Genomic DNA, 17,578 nt, shown 5'->3' with positions numbered 1-17,578 from the left:
CTATTCACTCTAATTGAAAATGTCCTGGTACGGTAACCTTACATTCATTACCAAAACCAGGTCGAAAATAAACATCTTGACTTACTTTCACTATTTTCCCTCGGTGAACAGTAATTTCTGGGCTATGAATATGATAATCCAAGTCAGAAGCAGTTTCAATTATACTGCCTTCTGGACAGATATATAGATTATAACTAACTTCGCCACCGATGCGGATATCTCCTTTACTTGGATAAATTCCTAATTTCATTAATAAGTCTAATTTTAATGGGAAGTTAGTAGGGGGACAATGAGGTAAATGTACTAGCTTTGATTCGGTCATTGTCACACTCCATATCTTTTGTGCGAGCTTCTTTTCCTTTTTTTCTTCTGGAAAAATTGGTACAAACGTAATCGGAAATTGATAAAGAGCATCTTTTATCCAGCTCCACGCCTTCGTTTCCATCAAAGAAGGGTCATCCATCGTTAAAAAGATAGCTGGGATTTTATGTTTTTTGCATAAACGTACAAGCGAGGGTGTTAATTTACCGAGAGGCACTTGAATCGCAAAATAATAGTCAACTGGACTATTTAATAGCTTTGTTCTGGCGCGTTTCAACTGAGGTAAAAGGTCCATTTCATTGGAAATAGAAAAAACTGCTACTATCGCTGTACACCCTTTAAGCAAATAATTTTCTTTTACGTATAACTTATAGTCTGCAAAATCCATTGTTTTGCCGATAAAGTCTAACATAACATGGCCAGGTGTTAAGATGTAATGTGACAGATCCATTTTGATTAAGTTTTTTGTCTCCAGTGCTTCTTCTCTCATCCATGAAAATTTGTCGTTTTTGACAATGATGGAAACATTGCTAACTTGATTGCCTATCTTTAATACATTAGCTTTTTCCAAAATGTAAGACAAAAAAACACCCCCATGACTTGTCTTAGACAATTATTCGTCTTAAGACAAGCTATGAAGGGAATGGCAGTTGTATGAATTTTAAATTTAGTTTTTTTCCATCAACAAGGATAAGTGTTCAAAAAATGTAGGGTAGGAAACATTAATGGCTTCGCTGTTTTCTAAGTGTACTTCCCCGTCTGCGATTAGTGATGCAATTGCAAGCATCATTCCGATACGATGGTCGCCATAGCTGGAAACGGTTGCGCCGTGTAGTGTTGTTTTCCCTGTAATAATCATTCCATCCACGGTTGCTTCAATGTTTGCACCCATTTTGCTTAATTCTTGAACAACCGTATCGATTCTATTCGTTTCTTTCACTTTTAATTCTTCTGCGTCTTTAATAATAGTCGTTCCCTCTGCACATGTTGCAAGTAGCGCAATTATTGGAATCTCGTCAATTAATCTTGGGATGAGGCTTCCGCTAATTTCTATCCCTTTTAAACTCGATGACATTACCGTTATATCGGCATATGGCTCTGCTACATCTTCACGCAAGTTAGTGATAGTAATGTGTCCTCCCATACGTTCAATCGCTTCGATTATACCTGTACGTGTAGGATTCATCCCCACTTTTTTCAGCGTGATTTTACTATTTGGCACGACCAGACCTGCCACTAGAAAAAATGCTGCCGACGAGATATCTCCTGGAACGGTGATATGCATACCGCCTCGTAGACGTTGCTTCCCTTCCAATATAACCGTATTTCCGTCTTCTTCCACCGTACAGCCAAACGCCCGCAACATTCTCTCCGTATGGTCTCTAGATTTATATGGTTCTTGCACGGTTGTAACTCCTTCTGCTTGCAATCCAGCTAAAAGAATAGCTGATTTTACTTGGGCAGAAGCAATCGGCGAGGAATAATTTATACCTTGTAGTTCCCCACCATTGATCGTAATCGGTGTATAGTTAGCATCTTCTCTACCTGTAATATGGGCACCAAGTTCTCTCAATGGGTTCGTTACTCTTTTCATAGGTCGTTTGGCGATAGAATCATCACCAACTACAACAGAGTGAAACGGTCTTCCTGCTAATACACCCATCATTAATCTCGCCGTCGTACCAGAGTTCCCAACATCTAGTATTGCTTTTGGCTCTTGTAACCCTTCTAGTCCGTTCCCATACACAGTAACACTTGTGCCTGCTTGCTCGATTGTCACTCCTAGGTTTCGAAAGCAGTTTATCGTACTTAAACAGTCCTCGCCATCTAGAAAGTTTTCAATGGTCGTTTTGCCGTTTGCGATAGAACTAAACATGACAGAACGATGTGAAATGGATTTATCGCCAGGAACTTGAATATCACCAATTAATCCTATTGTTACGTTAGAAGTAAGTTTCTTATTCACTATGGGTTGCCCCCCTTTATTCTATAAAATATATGTATCGTAAGTTGTCTTATTTTTGATACAATCCGCTGCTTTTTCTCGGTCTTCTTCTGTTTGGAAGCTAATTGTTAATACTCCATACACTTCCGTACGAGTTTCAATAATGCGGATATTCGTAATACTAATTCTTTCATCTGCTAAATGACCTGTAATTTCGGAAATGACCCCTGGGCTATCTGGAACGTCAATAAATAGGTCGTAATAAGAGGGAATAGCACCTTTCTCTTTTAAAGGTAACCCATCTCGATATTTTTTGGCAACTTCAAAGAACGTGTATAGAGACGTTTCATCTCCTTTTTGTATGGAATCTTTTACATTGGCCATATGATGTATCCAATTATCCATAATAGATAATAGCGTCTCTTTGTTTTGTAATAAGATATCTTTCCACATTGTAGGACTACTTGAAGCAATACGGGTAATGTCTCTGAATCCTCCAGCGGCTAATCGATTCACATAAGGAAATGATTGTTCATAGTGCTCCGCTTGATGAACAAGACTTGCAGCTATAATATGTGGAAAGTGACTTATAACACCTGCAACAGTATCGTGTTCATCCGCTTCCATTATAACAAACTTAGCTCGGGTACCACTTAATGCTTCTTTTAACTGTTCCACTTTTTCCGGTTGTGTATGGTTAGTAGGAGTTAGTATGTAATAGGCATTCTCAAATAATAATGTTTTGGCAGCAGTTACACCACTTTTATGAGAACCAGCCATCGGATGGCCTCCGATAAACGTTAAAAATTCATTCGAGAATTTCGCGTTAGCATATTCAACAATCTTCTTTTTCGTACTACCTACGTCTGTTATCGTAATAGGTTTTTTGTATTTAACTTTGGACAGATTTTCCATTACCTCGATCGTTTTTTCTACAGGGACGGCAATGATAACAAGGTCACATTTTTTGGCAGCTGACATATAACATATTGCTTGTTCATCTATTACTTTGAGCGCTTGGGCTACATTCATTGTTTGTTTGTCTATGTCAAAACCGATAATGTTTAATTCTGGGTTTTTATTTTTTATCGCTAGTGCAACGGATCCTCCAATTAAGCCGAGGCCTATAAGTAATACATTTTTCATGTTGTTATAACTCCTTTAAATATGACAATGATACTGTTAATAAGGAAAGGAACCATCATTTTAGATTCTGGTTCCTTTTCCATTAGGCATAGTATTTAGCATTTCCTTCTGTTTGTCTTATATAATCTGATAATATAGTAATGATTTCTTCGTTTTGATTATGTGTACCTACAGTTATGCGTAAGTGTGTTGGAAAACCTAACGCTTTACCTGATCGAACAATATAGCCGTGTTGTAATAAGTATTGAAATACAACATCGCTATCTTCTTCCACATCAATTAGAATAAAGTTGCCTTCGGATGGATAATAGTTTAGGTTATTTTCGTTACAAAAAGTATAATACTGAGATAAACCTTCTTTGTTTTTTTGTACGCAATTTTTTATAAATAGTTGGTCGCCAATGGCTGCTGTAGCAGCAACTTGGGCAAAAGAGTTACCATTGAACGGTTCTCTTACTGGTTCTATTTTCTTAATAAAATCTTCCGTACTAATACCGTAACCAATTCGGAAGCTAGCAAGACCATATACTTTGGAAAACGTTCTAGTTATCAATACATTTTTATATGAAGTTAATAGTTTGATTGTATTAGGATAGTCGCTTGCAGTGGCATACTCACAATATGCTTCATCTATGACAACTAACGTAGTACTAGGTACTTGATTAATGAAAGCTTCAAGCTGTTCATTTGAAATGTATGTTCCAGTTGGGTTATTTGGGCTGCATAACCAAACAACTGCTGTGTTTTCGTCTATAGCATTTAACATTGCTATTAAATCATGATTTCCTTCATTGTCCAGTGGTATTTCACGTACTTCTGCTCCTTCAATGGTAGCGTTATGTTTATATTGAGGAAAAGTTGGCGTTGCCATAACAGTATTTTTACCAGAGTATAAGAGACTTCTACATACCATTTGAATGACTTCATCTGAACCATTACCAAATATAAGTTGCTTTTCGCCAATTTGAAGGTGGTTTGATAGTTTTTTTCTTAAGTCTGTCGCATACCCGTCTGGATATGTGGAGGCCTTTTCTATTTGTTTTGTAACAGCAATTTTAACTTGCTCGGAGCATCCAAACGGATTCTCATTGGATGCCAGCTTTGTTATTTTTTCTAATCCCAATTCCCTCTTAACTTCATCCATCGATTTACCAGGTTGGTATGGAGTTAACGTGTGTAGCTGCTCTTTTATCTTCATAAATATCACCTTTCATTTAGGCTATGTTAATAACCGCTGTTGATTTCCGCGCAAGTCTCCGCTTTTCGCGGGCGTGTCTAGGTCAAGCGGCTAGCTCCTCGAGGATAAGCCATGGCCATCCTGAGGGCAAAAACCGCCCACAAGCTGACCCTGTCTTATCCTTGTCGGAGCTGTGCGAGCCGCTTCACATTTCGTAGTGGCTGGAGCCTCCTCGGCTTCGCCTGTGGGGTCTCCAGTCCCCCGCTACTCCCGCAGGAGTCTACGACTTGCGCAGAAATCAACCGCTTATTAGGTTTCAATCAATATTAACCTCTAACACATCCGTCTTTCATTTAAAATAGGAGAAATGATTTCTTTTATGCGTTGTTTTATCTGTAATAGAGCAACTGCTTCGTCTTGTTTTATCGTGTCTAATAGCTCTTCTACCATTCTCACAATGGCACTACCAATTATGACACCATCGCATATTGAGCTAACATATTCGACTTGATTTTTATTAGATATGCCAAAACCTACTGCAACTGGTACGTTGCTAAACTCTTGTGCTTGTTTCACAAATGCTTCTATATTCGAATTTAGCTCTGACCGTTCTCCAGTTACTCCTACAGAAGAAACACAATATAAGAATCCTGTTGCACGTGTTGCAATTTTTTCTATTCGCTCTTTGGAAGTTGGTGCAACTAGTGATATTAGCTCTAATCCATAGTCGGTACATATACTTCTACACTCTGTACTTTCTTCTAAAGGAAGGTCAGGAATGAGTAGTCCATCTACACCATTTTGCTTCGCTAAAGCACAAAAGGATTTGTATCCTAATTGTAACACAGGATTTAAGTACGTAAAGATAATTATTGGTATTTTCAAACCGTTTAAGCGCATTTCACCTGCAAGTTCTATTGCTCTTACAATATTCATTTCATTTTTTATTGCTCGACTAGATGCTCTTTGAATAACTGGTCCATCCGCAAGTGGGTCTGAATATGGGACACCAAGCTCTAGTATAGATGCTCCCACTTCTTGAAGAGTAAGCGCTAATTTTATTGTAAAAGAAGGATTCGGATCTCCAGCCATAATAAATGGAATGAATAGTTTGTTATCTGACGGTAAATTATTCATTATAAATACCTCTCTTCTAAAACTGGTAATAATGACTGTACATCTTTGTCTCCTCGTCCAGACAAGCAAACTACGATACTATCTTTTTCACTCATATAGGATGCGTTTTTCATTGCTAAGGCTAGAGCATGTGATGTTTCTATGGCTGGGACAATTCCTTCTGTTTGAGAAACAATAACTAAAGCCTGCAGTGCTTCTTCATCCGTAACACTTTCGTACGCAACGCGTTTATTATCTTTTAAGAAAGCATGTTCTGGTCCTATTCCAGGATAGTCTAATCCAGCAGAGATGCTATATGGCTCTTGTATTTGTCCGTAATTATCTTGTAGTAAATAAGTAAAAGAACCGTGAATAATCCCTTTCGTTCCTTTAGTTAAAGTAGCGGCATGATAAGGGGTATTTGTACCTTTACCAGCTGCTTCTACTCCAATTAATTCAACTTCATCCTCTATGAAAGCATGAAACATCCCAATAGCGTTACTTCCACCACCAACACAAGCAACTATTTGTGTTGGCAACATTCCTTCTCTTTGAAGAAATTGTTTTTTCGTCTCTTCTCCGATCACTTTTTGAAACTCTCTTACCATATAAGGATAAGGATGAGGTCCAACAACGGAACCTATCATATAAAAGTGATCTTCACAATGTTGAACCCAGTAACGTATCGCTTCATTTGTTGCATCTTTTAACGTCTTACTACCGCTATGAACAGGGATTACTTCTGCCCCTAATAGCTTCATTCGAAAAACATTTAGTTGTTGCCTATTAATATCTTCTTCTCCCATAAAAACTTTGCATGAGAGTCCAAACTTTGCAGCAACAGTTGCTGCTGCTACACCATGCTGTCCAGCACCTGTTTCTGCAATTATTTTTTTCTTCCCGAGCTTTTTTGCTAATAGAGCTTGAGCAATTGCATTGTTAATTTTATGTGCGCCAGTATGGTTAAGATCCTCTCGTTTGAAGTAAATTTTTGCTCCACCAAGTTTTTCTGTTAGGTTTTTAGCGAATGTTAACGCAGTCGGTCTTCCAGAGAATTCTTGCAAATGAAAAAGAAGTTCGTCTAAGAAGTTCGGATCTTTTAATGCATCGTTTAACCCTTTTTCTATTTCTTCTAAAGGAGCCATTAACGTTTCTGGTACATATTTTCCTCCAAATTCACCAAATCTGCCAAAAAAATCCGGTTTGCGGTCTGTAGAATTTATCATGCTTTCCATCCTCCTCATTAATAGTTCATCTTTCCTGAAATCACATTCTATTCCAGAAGAAATATCTATTCCATCTACTTTGTATTTTAATAACTCATGTATATTTGATGCATTTATTCCACCAGCTATGAAGCATGGAATAGATAGTTTTCGGGCTACTTCTTTGTAGGTTGGTATATGTGTCCAATCAAACGATCTACCCGTTCCCCCGTATTGAAGACCAATTTTACAATCTATTACCATTCCATCTATTATCCCTTCAAAAGCAAGAATATCTGAGGCTTGCCAATCAGGTGTGTGGTGAAACACTTTCCAAATATCTTGATTTACTTTTCCTCTCAATCTTTTAATATATTGGGGAGACTCATCACCATGTAATTGAATTATAGATAGTGGTAAAACATTGGAAGTACGAACTACTTCTTCAATTTCTTCATTTACAAAAACTCCAACCAACCTCTTATCGCCAATGCTGACTTTATCTATCCATAAAGCTACCGTTTCTGCACCTACTTTTCGTTTGCTCTCTGCAAAAACGAACCCTATATAATCTGCCTTTGACCTAATAGAAAGGCAAAAATCTTGTATGCTTTTATTGCCACAATATTTTAATTTCGTCATTTGCCTACTTCTCTACTAAACATCTTTTCTATTCCTTCTTGAATATCATTGGATTTCATAATAGCTTCCCCTACTAAAACTGCATTAGCTCCATATTTTTTCACATAATCTAAATCTGCCCTTGTAAATATTCCACTTTCACTAACTAAAATAGAGGATGCAGGTACGAGAGACATAACGCTTTTTGTAGTTTCTATGGAAGTCTCAAATGTCGTGAGATCTCTGTTATTTATGCCTATGATTTTTGGATTGAAAGTATCTAAAACTTCTAAAAGTTTTCTACTACTATGCACTTCTAGTAACACTTCCACTCCTAAGGAAGTAGCTAATTCATATAGTTTCTTTAGTTTTTGCACCTCTAATGCTTCCGCTATTAGTAATAATGCATCCGCTCCATACTCTACACTTTGAATAACTTGTGCTTCACTTATAATAAAATCTTTTCGAAGAACAGGAACATCTACAACTTCTTTCACTAATTTGATATAGTCGATTGATCCTTGAAAGTATGTCTCATCTGTTAAAACCGAGATAGCGTCCACCTTTGCTTCTATAAACTGCTTTGCAATTTCTACAGGATTGAAATCGGCACGAATAACTCCTTTAGACGGTGAAGCCTTTTTTATTTCAGCGATTAAGGCAATGTCTCTTTTGGGATGTTTTAGTGCATGAATGAGCGACTTACCTTCTCTATGTTCGTGTATTTCATTTATTTTTTTAGAGTTTAGTTGTAAGTTTTCGATTTTTTTAGTTTCCAGTATTTTTGCCAGCATATATTTGACCCTCTTCCTCTTGTAAACTAAGAAATTTCTTAAGTGCTACTCTGTTTTGTAATAGAGATTTCGCAAAATGAATCCCTGACTCAAAGGTTGGTTTCACACCAGAAACATATAGTGCAGCACCAGCATTTAATGCAACAATATTGATAGCACTCTCAGGAGTTTTCCCTAGGAAAATATCTTCTATAATGGATGCACTTTGTTGTGTATTTTTCACTTGAATTTCTTTTATATCACTAAGTTCCATCCCAAAGTCTAATGGAGAAACTATATATTCATTAATCGTTCCATCTTTTATCTCGATTACGTCCGTTTCAGATGAAATACTTATCTCATCTAAACCATCACGTCCAGAAACAATCATTACATGATTTGTACCAAGATATTGCAATACTTTTGCCATCTTTCTTGCATAATCGATAGAAAATACACCGATAACTTGATTTTCACATGCTACTGGATTAGCTAATGGCCCTAAAATATTAAAGATTGTTCGAAATCCGATTTCTTTTCTAGAGAGAGCCACGTTTTTCATAGAAGTGTGAAACTTCGGTGCAAATAAGAAAGCCATTCCTTTCTCATTTAGTCTAGTAATGGCAGCTTGTTTATCTAACTGAATCGGAATACGAAGTGCTTCTAGTACATCCGCACTCCCTGTATTAGAGGAAAAAGCGCGGTTCCCATGTTTGGCTACAGTTGCTCCACCACTAGCTGCTACGATAGCTGCAGCTGTTGATATATTAAAGGTAGATGCTTTATCCCCACCTGTGCCACATGTGTCCACTAAGTTTGTTTGTTGGTAGGAAATTCGGCTCATTTTTTTCCTCATAGCCATTGTAAAGCCAATCATTTCTTCAACCGTTTCCTCTCTAAACCTTAATATGGTTAAGATACTTGCGATTTGACTATCTGTAACTTCCCCGTTCATGAAAGAAGTCATTGTTTTTTCTGCTTCATCAATTGATAAAGTTCTTCCGTCTAGTAATAGTTGAATTGTTTGTTTAATCATTCGCTAACACCCCTTTTTCAGAGAAAATGTTATGTGCCATCTGAATAGCATGAAGCAATGCCTTCGCTTTGTTTTTAGTCTCTTCCCACTCTAACTCTGGAATAGAATCCGCAACGACACCGGCACCTGCTTGTATATGAAAGTTATCATGTTGTTTTTCTATTGTTCTTATTGTTATACAAGAATCGATGTTGCCATCAAAACTTAAATAGCATACAGCTCCTGCATATTTATTGCGTGCTATTGGCTCTAACTCTTCTATTATTTGCATCGCCCTTACTTTTGGAGCACCTGAAACGGTACCCGCTGGAAAAGCTGCTAACAATGCATCCATCGGTGACTTTGATACGTCTAATTGACCATTGACTACACTGATAATGTGCATCACTTCGGAAAAATAGACTATTTCTCTTAATCTAGTCATTTTAACGGATCCATACGTTGCAACCCTTCCGATATCATTACGAGCTAAATCTACCAGCATAATGTGTTCCGCTGCTTCTTTTTCATCTTGTAAAAGGCTTTCCTTCAATTTCTCGTCTTCTTCTGTCGTATTTCCACGTCTTCTAGTTCCTGCTATCGGATGAATTTCTAGTTCGCCGTTTTTCACTTGAATTAATCGCTCTGGTGAACTACCTATCAACTCACTATCTTTTAACTTAATATAAAATAAATAGGGAGAAGGATTTGTGTTGCGTAGCACCCTGTAAACGTCGAAAGCTTGTATATTTGACTTTACAGTAAATCTTTGTGACAAAACGCATTGAAAGATATCTCCCTGGTGTATATACTCTTGAATCTTTTTTACGTCATTACAATATCTTTCTTTCGTATAACTAGAGGCGACAGGCAAGTATTTTTTTATACTTCGCTTGTCTAACGTAGATGGTATTTCTTTTTTATCGTTAACCGATTGATGAATTTGTTGTATCAACGTTTTTAATTTACTTTTACCTTTTTCGTAATGCAGTTTTTTCTGGTCAGCAGTTTCCTTTCCACTTAATTGAACATAGTGAATAATCGAAGTGTTATTCTTCTTATGATCCATTACAAGGAGTGTTTCACATATATACAACTGGACTGTGTGATCGTTTCTGTTTCTTTTTTTAAGCGGTACTTTATCTATAAATTGGATATGATCATATGCTATATATCCAACTGCTCCCCCTGTAAAGGGAAGGTTCAAATCTTTTACCGTTTTAATTTTAAAAATATCTGTTAATGCTTGAAAGATTGCAGAAAGACTTGTCGATTGAAAAATAATCTTTCCTTTCATATCTTTTAAGGAAATGACTTCTGACCCTTCAATCGTAAACATAGGTTCTAAGCCAATAAATGAATAGTTTGACCAAGCAGATTTGTCATCTTTACTTTCTAACAAATAAACAGCCTCTTTTTTTAATGACTCAAATATTTCTATTGGTGTCATCCTATCCGATAAAAAGTTCTCAAAAACAGGGATAATCTCATACTCTTGGGAATGTTGTAAAAAAGAAGTTAAACTCAAAATACTCGCTCCTCCATTTAATAATCATGGAGAATGAGTGAAGAGGAATGTATAGATGCCTATACTGTAGTGGAATTTTTCTATTATTGGCTCTGCTAAACATAGCTGTTGATTCACGGGAGAGTCGCTGACTCCCGCTCCAATCAACAGAAAGATATGTTTATATCAACAATACTTTTTAACAAAGCCCATTATTCAAGGATTTCTCCTAAAAATAAACAACCCAAAGACACTTTCGTCTTTGGGTAGAAAAATTTTAAACGTTAACTCTGCTCTTCTCAACTCATTCTCAGCTCTACCCTACTCATCTCAACTAATAATCAATTCTCAAGTCTCATCTAATAACTATCTCTCAACTAAAAACCTAACTAATCTTTAACTAAACTAAGAATATTCTCTATATTCTTAGTTTAAAACTTTATCTTTATTTTTTACTTTTGTCAATCTATAATGCGTTGCTATGAATGACGGATTGTTTTAATACTATCCTATGTTTTCAACAGATCCGGGCGAAGTTTGGTTGCACCGTTTAAATAAACATGATTTATCTGCTTTTGTTCTAGGTTTGTATTAACCGTCATCATAATTCTTATACATAGTGGTAAGGCGTCAGGAACATTTATTTCTTTCATGCACATTACTGGTACATAGTCCCATCCTTTAAAATTTCGTAGTGCTTTTGCTGGAAAGCTAGCATTAATATCATCTGTTACAGAAATTAAAATTTGGGCAACACAATCAGACTGTACATCATTTGTTTTAATCATTTCTGAAAGTAGTTGCTCTGTTTTAACCGTAATTTCCTGTTCATCATTTTTATTAATTGTTGTAGCTCCGCGAATTCCTCTTATCATTGAATCCCCCCCTAATAATCATTTCGAAAGGATGTTACTTTTTTGGTATAAATTGCGTTACTACTTCTAATACAAGATAATCCTCTACAGGCTGTACATACACTTCGCCAATTCGACTAATTAATACCATATGTATATGCCCATCTTTTGATTTTTTGTCTTTTTTCATTTTAGCTACAATTTTTTCTGCATTCATTGTTGGCTGTAATGCCGTAGGAAAACCAAAACGCTCTAACATTTTAAGTATTTTATTATATTGTTGAAAGCCATTTAATTCTTCGCTTATTTTTGCAGCAATTAACATTCCAATTGCTACGGCGTCTCCGTGTAAAAAAGTTCCATAACCTTGATAGTTTTCAACCGCATGTCCTGCTGTGTGACCAAAATTTAAAATTGCACGAACTCCTGACTCTGTTTCATCTTCTTTTACAACTTCAGCTTTAATTTGTATTCCCTTTTCTATACATGTAGTAATAATATCTCTTTTATTTAAGTCATGAATAGTAAGGACCTTTTGTTCAAGCCAATGGAAAAATGTTTGATCTTTAATGAGTCCGTGTTTGATTACTTCCGCAAAACCCGACCGTAACTCCCTTTCGCTTAAAGAACGAAGAAAAGACACATCGTAAAGCACTGCTTCTGGTTGATAAAAGGCACCAATCATATTTTTACCTAACGAATGATTGATGGCGACTTTGCCTCCAACTGCACTATCATGGGCAAGTAATGTAGTTGGCATTTGAATGAAGCGAATGCCTCTCATATACGTTGCCGCTACAAACCCAGCTAAGTCCCCTACAACACCGCCACCTAATGCTAAGATTAGAGAATTGCGATCAAAACCTTGCTCTAACAAATAAGTTTGGATCATATAATATTGGTCGAAATTTTTCGATGCTTCCCCACTAGGAATCATGTAATGGTACGTCTGGAAACTTTCGGAAACCTGTTGTTTTATGTCGTCTAAATATAGGGTTGCTACTTTATCATCTGTCACGATACATATTTTAGTTGGTTTTTTCGGAAGGTTTAAAAGAAACGGTACTAGTTCGGACCGAACATTATCTCCAATGTACACTGGATATGATTTAGACTTTGTTTCAATAAGAAGATTAGAGCTGCTATTAAAATTTGGCTGCATGCTCTTTCATTCCTTCAACATTGTTCCGAATAGCATCCATTCGATCTTGGCCAAACTGTTCTACTACTGCACAAGCTACTTCCCAAGCAACAACCGCTTCTGCAACAACACTTGCAGCAGGAACTGCACAACTATCGGAACGTTCTATACTTGCTTGGAATGGCTCCTTCGTTTCGATGTCGACACTTTTTAATGGTTTATAAAGAGTAGGAATCGGCTTCATTACACCTCTAACAACGATTGGCATCCCCGTTGTCATTCCACCTTCAAATCCACCTAAATTGTTAGTTAGTCGATAATAGCCTTTTTCTTCACTCCATGCAATTTCATCGTGTACTTTACTACCAGGAAGGCGAGCTGCTTCAAACCCAATTCCAAACTCCACGCCTTTGAATGCATTTATACTAATAATAGCGGACGCAATTTTGGAGTCTAGTTTGCGATCATAATGCACATAACTTCCTACTCCAGGAGGCATGCCATCCACAATTACTTCGACTACGCCGCCGATGGAATCCCCGTTTTGTTTTGCTTCATCTATTGCTTCCATCATTTGTTGTTCCGCTTGTTTGTCAAAGCAACGTACTGGTGATTGTTCTGTTGCCGTTTGTAGCTCTTCTATTGTTTGAACGTTTATGTTAGATGCTATTACTCCACCAATCTCGACAACGTGCCCTGCAACTGTAATTCCAAGCTCTTTTAATAGTTTTTTTGCTACAGCACCAGCTGCCACTCTCACTGTTGTTTCCCTTGCAGATGACCGTTCTAATACATTTCGCATATCACGATGGCCGTATTTAATGGCTCCGTTTAAATCGGCATGACCAGGTCGTGGTCTTGAAACAATTCTTTTTCCTTCATCTTGTTCATTTTCTTCTGGAGGTTCAATACCCATAATTTTTGTCCAGTGTGTCCAGTCTTTATTTTCTACTACTAATGCAATAGGTGAACCTAAAGTCAGTCCGTGACGAACTCCACTTGTAATTTGTACGCTGTCTTTTTCAATTTGCATTCTTCGTCCACGACCGTGCCCTTTTTGACGTCTAGCTAACTCTATATCTATATCTTCTTTTGTTAGTTGTAGACCAGCAGGAATACCTTCTATAATTGTTGTAAGTTGAGGGCCGTGTGATTCACCAGCAGTTAAGTATCTCAATTACCCCGCCTCCTCTTTATTTATTTAAAGCGTTTAAGTGTTAATGCGTATGTATTTACTATATCATAAGATACAAAATATTTCTCAACATACTATACCATTTTTTTTATGACTGTGTTAAAGACCGCTGTTGATTTCCGTGAAAGGCTCCGCTTTCCGCGGGCGGGCCGGGAGCCTCCTCTTCGCATTCGCGACTGCGGGGTCTCCCGCTCCCCGCTTCTCCCGCAGGAGTCTCCGCCTTTCACGGAAATCAACGCTAATTAGTAGTTTTACTCAACGACTAGTATTGCTTTAATAATCAACAATTTTCTTTTCATAGCCTTTAAAAAAGGGTTCATCTACTTAGATGAACTCTAGATTTTGCGGTAGAAGAATGTGTCGACTACTTCTAGACCGTAGTGGGCTGGCTGAAATATTTGTTCGGTACTGCCGACAAAGAGAACTCCACCTTTTTTTAAAGCGTCACTGAACTTTTGATATAGTTGTACTTTTGCTTCTTCTGTAAAGTATATTAAAACATTTCGACAAACAATTAAGTCAAAGTTTTTTTCAAACGGGTCGGCTAAAAGATTTTGCTTTTTAAATGTAATAGGTGTTCTTACTTCGTCATTTATTTTATATAGACTATTTTGCTTGGTGAAATATTTTCTTTTCATTTGCTCTGGGACTTCTTGTAACGCTCTTTCTTGGTAAAATCCTACACGTGCTTGAGATAGTATAAGTTCATCAAGGTCTGTTGCTAATATGTTTATTTTTGTAAAAGGGAAAAAGTTTGCTAGAACCATTGATAATGTATAAGGTTCTTCTCCAGAGGAGCATGCAGCACTCCAAACTTTTAATGGGCTTCCGTTATTGTTCTTGATTAGTGCAGGAATTACTTTATTCTCAAGCACTTCCCACCTTTTATAGTTACGATAAAATTCTGATACATTAATAGTCATTCTATCTAAAAACTCGTTTAAGCCTTCTTGATTTTGCTCAATAAATTGAAAATATTCTCTAAAACTTTTGAACCCTTTTTTCTCATATAAAGAAGTTAATCTCCTCTTCATCTGTGATTCTTTATATAGGGATAAATCTATCCCCGTCTTTTTCTTCACACTCAAAATAAACTGACCATAATCATCCATGCGTACATTCCCTCTCCATACTATTACAGCAACATTACAGGTGCCAGGCACATTAAATATTGTTGTAATATTTGTTGTTAATTCAAGTATAATTTTTTTTGCTGGATTATGTAAGGTAGATTGATAATTTTTTTAATTGTATACAAAATAAAAAAACCAGCTTTTCAGCTGGCTTCGTAAACGTTTACAAAAAATTAATAAATCCAAGTATTCATTTCTTTTTTGTATTCTACTAATTGATCTTCATTGAAGAATAATCCGATTTCGCGTACAGCGCTGTCAGGAGAGTCGGAACCGTGAATAATGTTTTTACCTACAGTTACTCCGAAGTCACCACGGATTGTTCCAGGCATTGCATCTTTAGGATTAGTAGCACCCATCATTTGACGAGCAGTAGCGATTACATTTTCACCTTCCCATACCATTGCGAAAACTGGTCCAGAAGTAATGAAGTCTACTAGTTCACCGAAGAAAGGACGCTCTTTATGCTCACCATAATGAGTTTCAGCTAAAGTTGTAGGAATTTGCATTAATTTAGCTCCAACTAAGTGGAAACCTTTTTTCTCAAAGCGAGAAACGATTTCACCTACTAAATTTCTTTGAACACCATCAGGTTTTACCATTAAAAATGTTTTTTCCATAATAAAATCTCCACCCCAAAAATTGAAATATGTACTGTTAGAAACAATCTAACCATAGAAAATATATCACTCTTTTCTATGTTTTTCAACTTAAAGTGGAGAATTATCTTAATATTTTCGCTTTCCAATAAATTTCGCAATATTATTTAATGTTCGTTTTGCTTGGCCACTTGGCAGCTTTTCTAATTGCTTAAAAGCTTTTTCCAAATAACGATCGCTTAACGCAAATGAACGATCCACTGCGTCGCTTTGTTTAATAAAATGAATAAGTTCAAGTAAATCTTCCTCTGGAGACTGCTCATTCAAGCGATTCAATTTCTCTTTAAACGAGTGGTTTTCCATAGCATATAACACTGGCAACGTAATATTCCCTTGCCTTAAATCACTACCAGCAGGCTTACCTAACTGTTGTTCTGTTGCTGTAAAGTCTAATATATCGTCGGTAATTTGAAACGACATTCCGACATAATAACCGAATTTAAAAAGTGCTTCATGAACTTCTTTAGGTGCGTTGGCTGTAAGTGCCCCAATTTGACAACTAGCTGCAATCAACAACGCGGTTTTCCTCTTAATTCTGCGTAAATATGTTCGTAAATTTTGGTCAGTATTAAACTTATCTCTAATTTGTTCGATTTCCCCACGGCAAAGTTCCACTATTGTATGAGAGATAATACGATGTGCTTCTACATTGTCAATTCTCGTCATTAATTCCAGCGACCTGGCGAAAATATAATCCCCAGTATACATGGCTATTTTATTATCCCATCTCGCTTTAATCGTTGGCTGTCCTCTTCTCATATCTGCATCATCAATTACGTCATCGTGGACTAGAGAAGCCATATGAATTAATTCCAAAGCTACGGCTACATGTTTAACTCTATGAATGTCATAGTCACCAAACTTCGCTGCTAACAGAACGAAGACAGGTCGAATTCTCTTTCCACCCGCTTGTAATAGATGCAACGAAGCTTCCTGTAACAAAAATCGATCGGTTTCAATCGATTTTTCTAATTCTGATTCTATTAATTGAAGATCGGTATTCAAGAAAGAATACATCATTTTTAATTTCATGTAGCTCACCTTTTAACGTTTACTAGTTAGACGGCTTAATCCCTAGATGCATTGCCGCTACCCCACCTGTATAGGCTTTCATTTCTACTTGTTTAAATCCTACTTCTTCAAACATCTCTTTAAGTTCTTTCATTCCAGGAAAATCTTTTGCCGATTCATGTAGCCATGCATATTCGTCATAGCTTTTCGCAAATACCTTTCCTAGTAACGGCATAATATGTCCAAAGTATAGAAAGTACATTTGTCTAAATCCAAACATGGTTGGCTGAGAAGTTTCCAGACAAACAACCTTTCCACCAGGTTTTACAACACGATACATTTCTTTTAACACTTGTTTATAATCTGGTACGTTTCTTAGTCCAAATCCGATTGTAACAAAATCGAACGTGTTGTCTTCAAAAGGTAAATCCATTGCGTTTCCATGTATTAGTTCCACGTTTTTTCTATTTTGTGCTTTTACTTTTTCTTTTCCAACAGACAACATATTTTCACTAAAATCTAGACCTTTCACTTCACCAGTCACCCCGACAGCGTCCGCTAATGCTAATGTCCAGTCTCCAGTTCCACAGCAAACATCTAATGCACTGTTACCTTTTTGTACAGCCATTCTTTTCATTGTGTCTTTACGCCAAGCTGTATGGCGTTTAAAACTAATAACAGAATTCATTTGGTCGTAGTTTTTATAAATTTTTTCAAAAACATGATGAACTCGCTCTTCTTTTGATCGTTGTTGCATTT

Annotated in this window: 16 protein-coding genes and 1 pseudogene; all 17 read right to left on the bottom strand. The window is 36.8% G+C overall.

Translation table 11 applies throughout. The features are described 5' to 3' along the window. Positions 1-4: 4 nt before the first annotated feature. Positions 5-904: a hypothetical protein gene (locus tag CDZ92_RS04125; RefSeq protein ID WP_096153785.1), complete on the bottom strand. Its 900-nt coding sequence runs from the start codon at positions 902-904 to the stop codon at positions 5-7. An 84-nt stretch (positions 905-988) separates the two neighbouring features. After that, entirely contained in the window at positions 989-2,287 is a 1,299-nt protein-coding gene (aroA, locus tag CDZ92_RS04120) for a 3-phosphoshikimate 1-carboxyvinyltransferase (protein ID WP_176483707.1), read from the bottom strand. 21 nt (positions 2,288-2,308) lie between these two features. After that, positions 2,309-3,412 carry a prephenate dehydrogenase gene (locus tag CDZ92_RS04115; protein WP_096153784.1) on the bottom strand — a complete coding sequence of 368 codons (1,104 nt, stop codon included), beginning with the start codon at positions 3,410-3,412 and terminating at the stop codon, positions 2,309-2,311. 82 nt (positions 3,413-3,494) lie between these two features. Next, positions 3,495-4,610, bottom strand: a complete 1,116-nt coding sequence (gene hisC, locus CDZ92_RS04110; RefSeq protein ID WP_096153782.1) for a histidinol-phosphate transaminase — start codon at positions 4,608-4,610, stop codon at positions 3,495-3,497. Between the two features lie 312 nt (positions 4,611-4,922). Beyond that, positions 4,923-5,726: a tryptophan synthase subunit alpha gene (gene trpA, locus CDZ92_RS04105; protein WP_096153780.1), complete on the bottom strand. Its 804-nt coding sequence runs from the start codon at positions 5,724-5,726 to the stop codon at positions 4,923-4,925. Next, entirely contained in the window at positions 5,726-6,931 is a 1,206-nt protein-coding gene (gene trpB / locus CDZ92_RS04100) for a tryptophan synthase subunit beta (protein WP_255249850.1), read from the bottom strand. Before trpB ends, trpA begins: the two co-directional genes overlap by 1 nt. 18 nt (positions 6,932-6,949) lie before the next feature. Then, positions 6,950-7,552 (bottom strand): annotated as a pseudogene (locus CDZ92_RS20215) (phosphoribosylanthranilate isomerase); the annotation flags it as partial. Further along, positions 7,549-8,325 (bottom strand): indole-3-glycerol phosphate synthase TrpC, encoded by a 777-nt coding sequence (gene trpC, locus CDZ92_RS04095; RefSeq protein ID WP_096153776.1) that lies wholly within the window; start codon positions 8,323-8,325, stop codon positions 7,549-7,551. The gene trpC and the pseudogene CDZ92_RS20215, both read right to left, overlap by 4 nt. Further along, a complete protein-coding gene (trpD, locus tag CDZ92_RS04090; RefSeq protein ID WP_096153774.1) occupies positions 8,300-9,340 on the bottom strand; it encodes an anthranilate phosphoribosyltransferase in 1,041 nt (346 codons plus the stop codon). Before trpD ends, trpC begins: the two co-directional genes overlap by 26 nt. Further along, positions 9,333-10,850: an anthranilate synthase component I gene (gene trpE / locus CDZ92_RS04085; RefSeq protein WP_096153772.1), complete on the bottom strand. Its 1,518-nt coding sequence runs from the start codon at positions 10,848-10,850 to the stop codon at positions 9,333-9,335. The genes trpD and trpE overlap by 8 nt, the downstream gene beginning before the upstream one ends. Positions 10,851-11,335: 485 nt before the next feature. Continuing rightward, positions 11,336-11,701, bottom strand: a complete 366-nt coding sequence (aroH, locus tag CDZ92_RS04080; protein WP_096153770.1) for a chorismate mutase — start codon at positions 11,699-11,701, stop codon at positions 11,336-11,338. A 34-nt stretch (positions 11,702-11,735) separates the two neighbouring features. Further along, the gene (aroB, locus tag CDZ92_RS04075) at positions 11,736-12,842 is read right to left on the bottom strand and encodes a 3-dehydroquinate synthase (RefSeq protein ID WP_096153768.1); all 1,107 of its coding nucleotides are present in this window, start codon (positions 12,840-12,842) and stop codon (positions 11,736-11,738) included. Then, positions 12,826-13,998 (bottom strand): chorismate synthase, encoded by a 1,173-nt coding sequence (gene aroC, locus CDZ92_RS04070; protein WP_096153767.1) that lies wholly within the window; start codon positions 13,996-13,998, stop codon positions 12,826-12,828. The genes aroB and aroC overlap by 17 nt, the downstream gene beginning before the upstream one ends. Before the next feature lie 353 nt (positions 13,999-14,351). Next, on the bottom strand, positions 14,352-15,128 hold the full coding sequence (locus CDZ92_RS04065) for a CheR family methyltransferase (RefSeq protein WP_096153765.1): 777 nt from the start codon (positions 15,126-15,128) through the stop codon (positions 14,352-14,354). A 194-nt stretch (positions 15,129-15,322) separates the two neighbouring features. Then, positions 15,323-15,769: a nucleoside-diphosphate kinase gene (gene ndk, locus CDZ92_RS04060; protein ID WP_096153763.1), complete on the bottom strand. Its 447-nt coding sequence runs from the start codon at positions 15,767-15,769 to the stop codon at positions 15,323-15,325. 108 nt (positions 15,770-15,877) lie between these two features. Next, the gene (gene hepT, locus CDZ92_RS04055) at positions 15,878-16,840 is read right to left on the bottom strand and encodes a heptaprenyl diphosphate synthase component II (protein ID WP_096153761.1); all 963 of its coding nucleotides are present in this window, start codon (positions 16,838-16,840) and stop codon (positions 15,878-15,880) included. Positions 16,841-16,862: 22 nt separating this feature from the next. After that, complete coding sequence (gene menG, locus CDZ92_RS04050; protein WP_096153760.1) at positions 16,863-17,576, bottom strand: demethylmenaquinone methyltransferase; 714 nt, start codon at positions 17,574-17,576, stop codon at positions 16,863-16,865. Positions 17,577-17,578 lie beyond the last annotated feature (2 nt).

It is taken from the genome of Bacillus sp. FJAT-45066, from assembly GCF_002335755.1.
GTDB classification, from domain to species: domain Bacteria; phylum Bacillota; class Bacilli; order Bacillales; family Bacillaceae_I; genus Bacillus_CD; species Bacillus_CD alkalisoli.
This window is presented reverse-complemented; position numbering and strand designations above follow the sequence as displayed.

Excerpts from the sequence above, each read along its gene's own strand:
- CDZ92_RS04115 (WP_096153784.1), bottom strand. The coding sequence starts at position 3,412 with ATGAAAAATGTATTACTTATAGGCCTCGGCTTAATTGGAGGATCCGTT.
- hisC (WP_096153782.1), bottom strand. The coding sequence starts at position 4,610 with ATGAAGATAAAAGAGCAGCTACACACGTTAACTCCATACCAACCTGGT.
- trpA (WP_096153780.1), bottom strand. The coding sequence starts at position 5,726 with ATGAATAATTTACCGTCAGATAACAAACTATTCATTCCATTTATTATG.
- trpB (WP_255249850.1), bottom strand. The coding sequence starts at position 6,931 with ATGATAAATTCTACAGACCGCAAACCGGATTTTTTTGGCAGATTTGGT.
- trpC (WP_096153776.1), bottom strand. The coding sequence starts at position 8,325 with ATGCTGGCAAAAATACTGGAAACTAAAAAAATCGAAAACTTACAACTA.
- trpD (WP_096153774.1), bottom strand. The coding sequence starts at position 9,340 with ATGATTAAACAAACAATTCAACTATTACTAGACGGAAGAACTTTATCA.
- aroH (WP_096153770.1), bottom strand. The coding sequence starts at position 11,701 with ATGATAAGAGGAATTCGCGGAGCTACAACAATTAATAAAAATGATGAA.
- aroB (WP_096153768.1), bottom strand. The coding sequence starts at position 12,842 with ATGCAGCCAAATTTTAATAGCAGCTCTAATCTTCTTATTGAAACAAAG.
- CDZ92_RS04065 (WP_096153765.1), bottom strand. The coding sequence starts at position 15,128 with ATGGATGATTATGGTCAGTTTATTTTGAGTGTGAAGAAAAAGACGGGG.
- ndk (WP_096153763.1), bottom strand. The coding sequence starts at position 15,769 with ATGGAAAAAACATTTTTAATGGTAAAACCTGATGGTGTTCAAAGAAAT.
- hepT (WP_096153761.1), bottom strand. The coding sequence starts at position 16,840 with ATGAAATTAAAAATGATGTATTCTTTCTTGAATACCGATCTTCAATTA.
- menG (WP_096153760.1), bottom strand. The coding sequence starts at position 17,576 with ATGCAACAACGATCAAAAGAAGAGCGAGTTCATCATGTTTTTGAAAAA.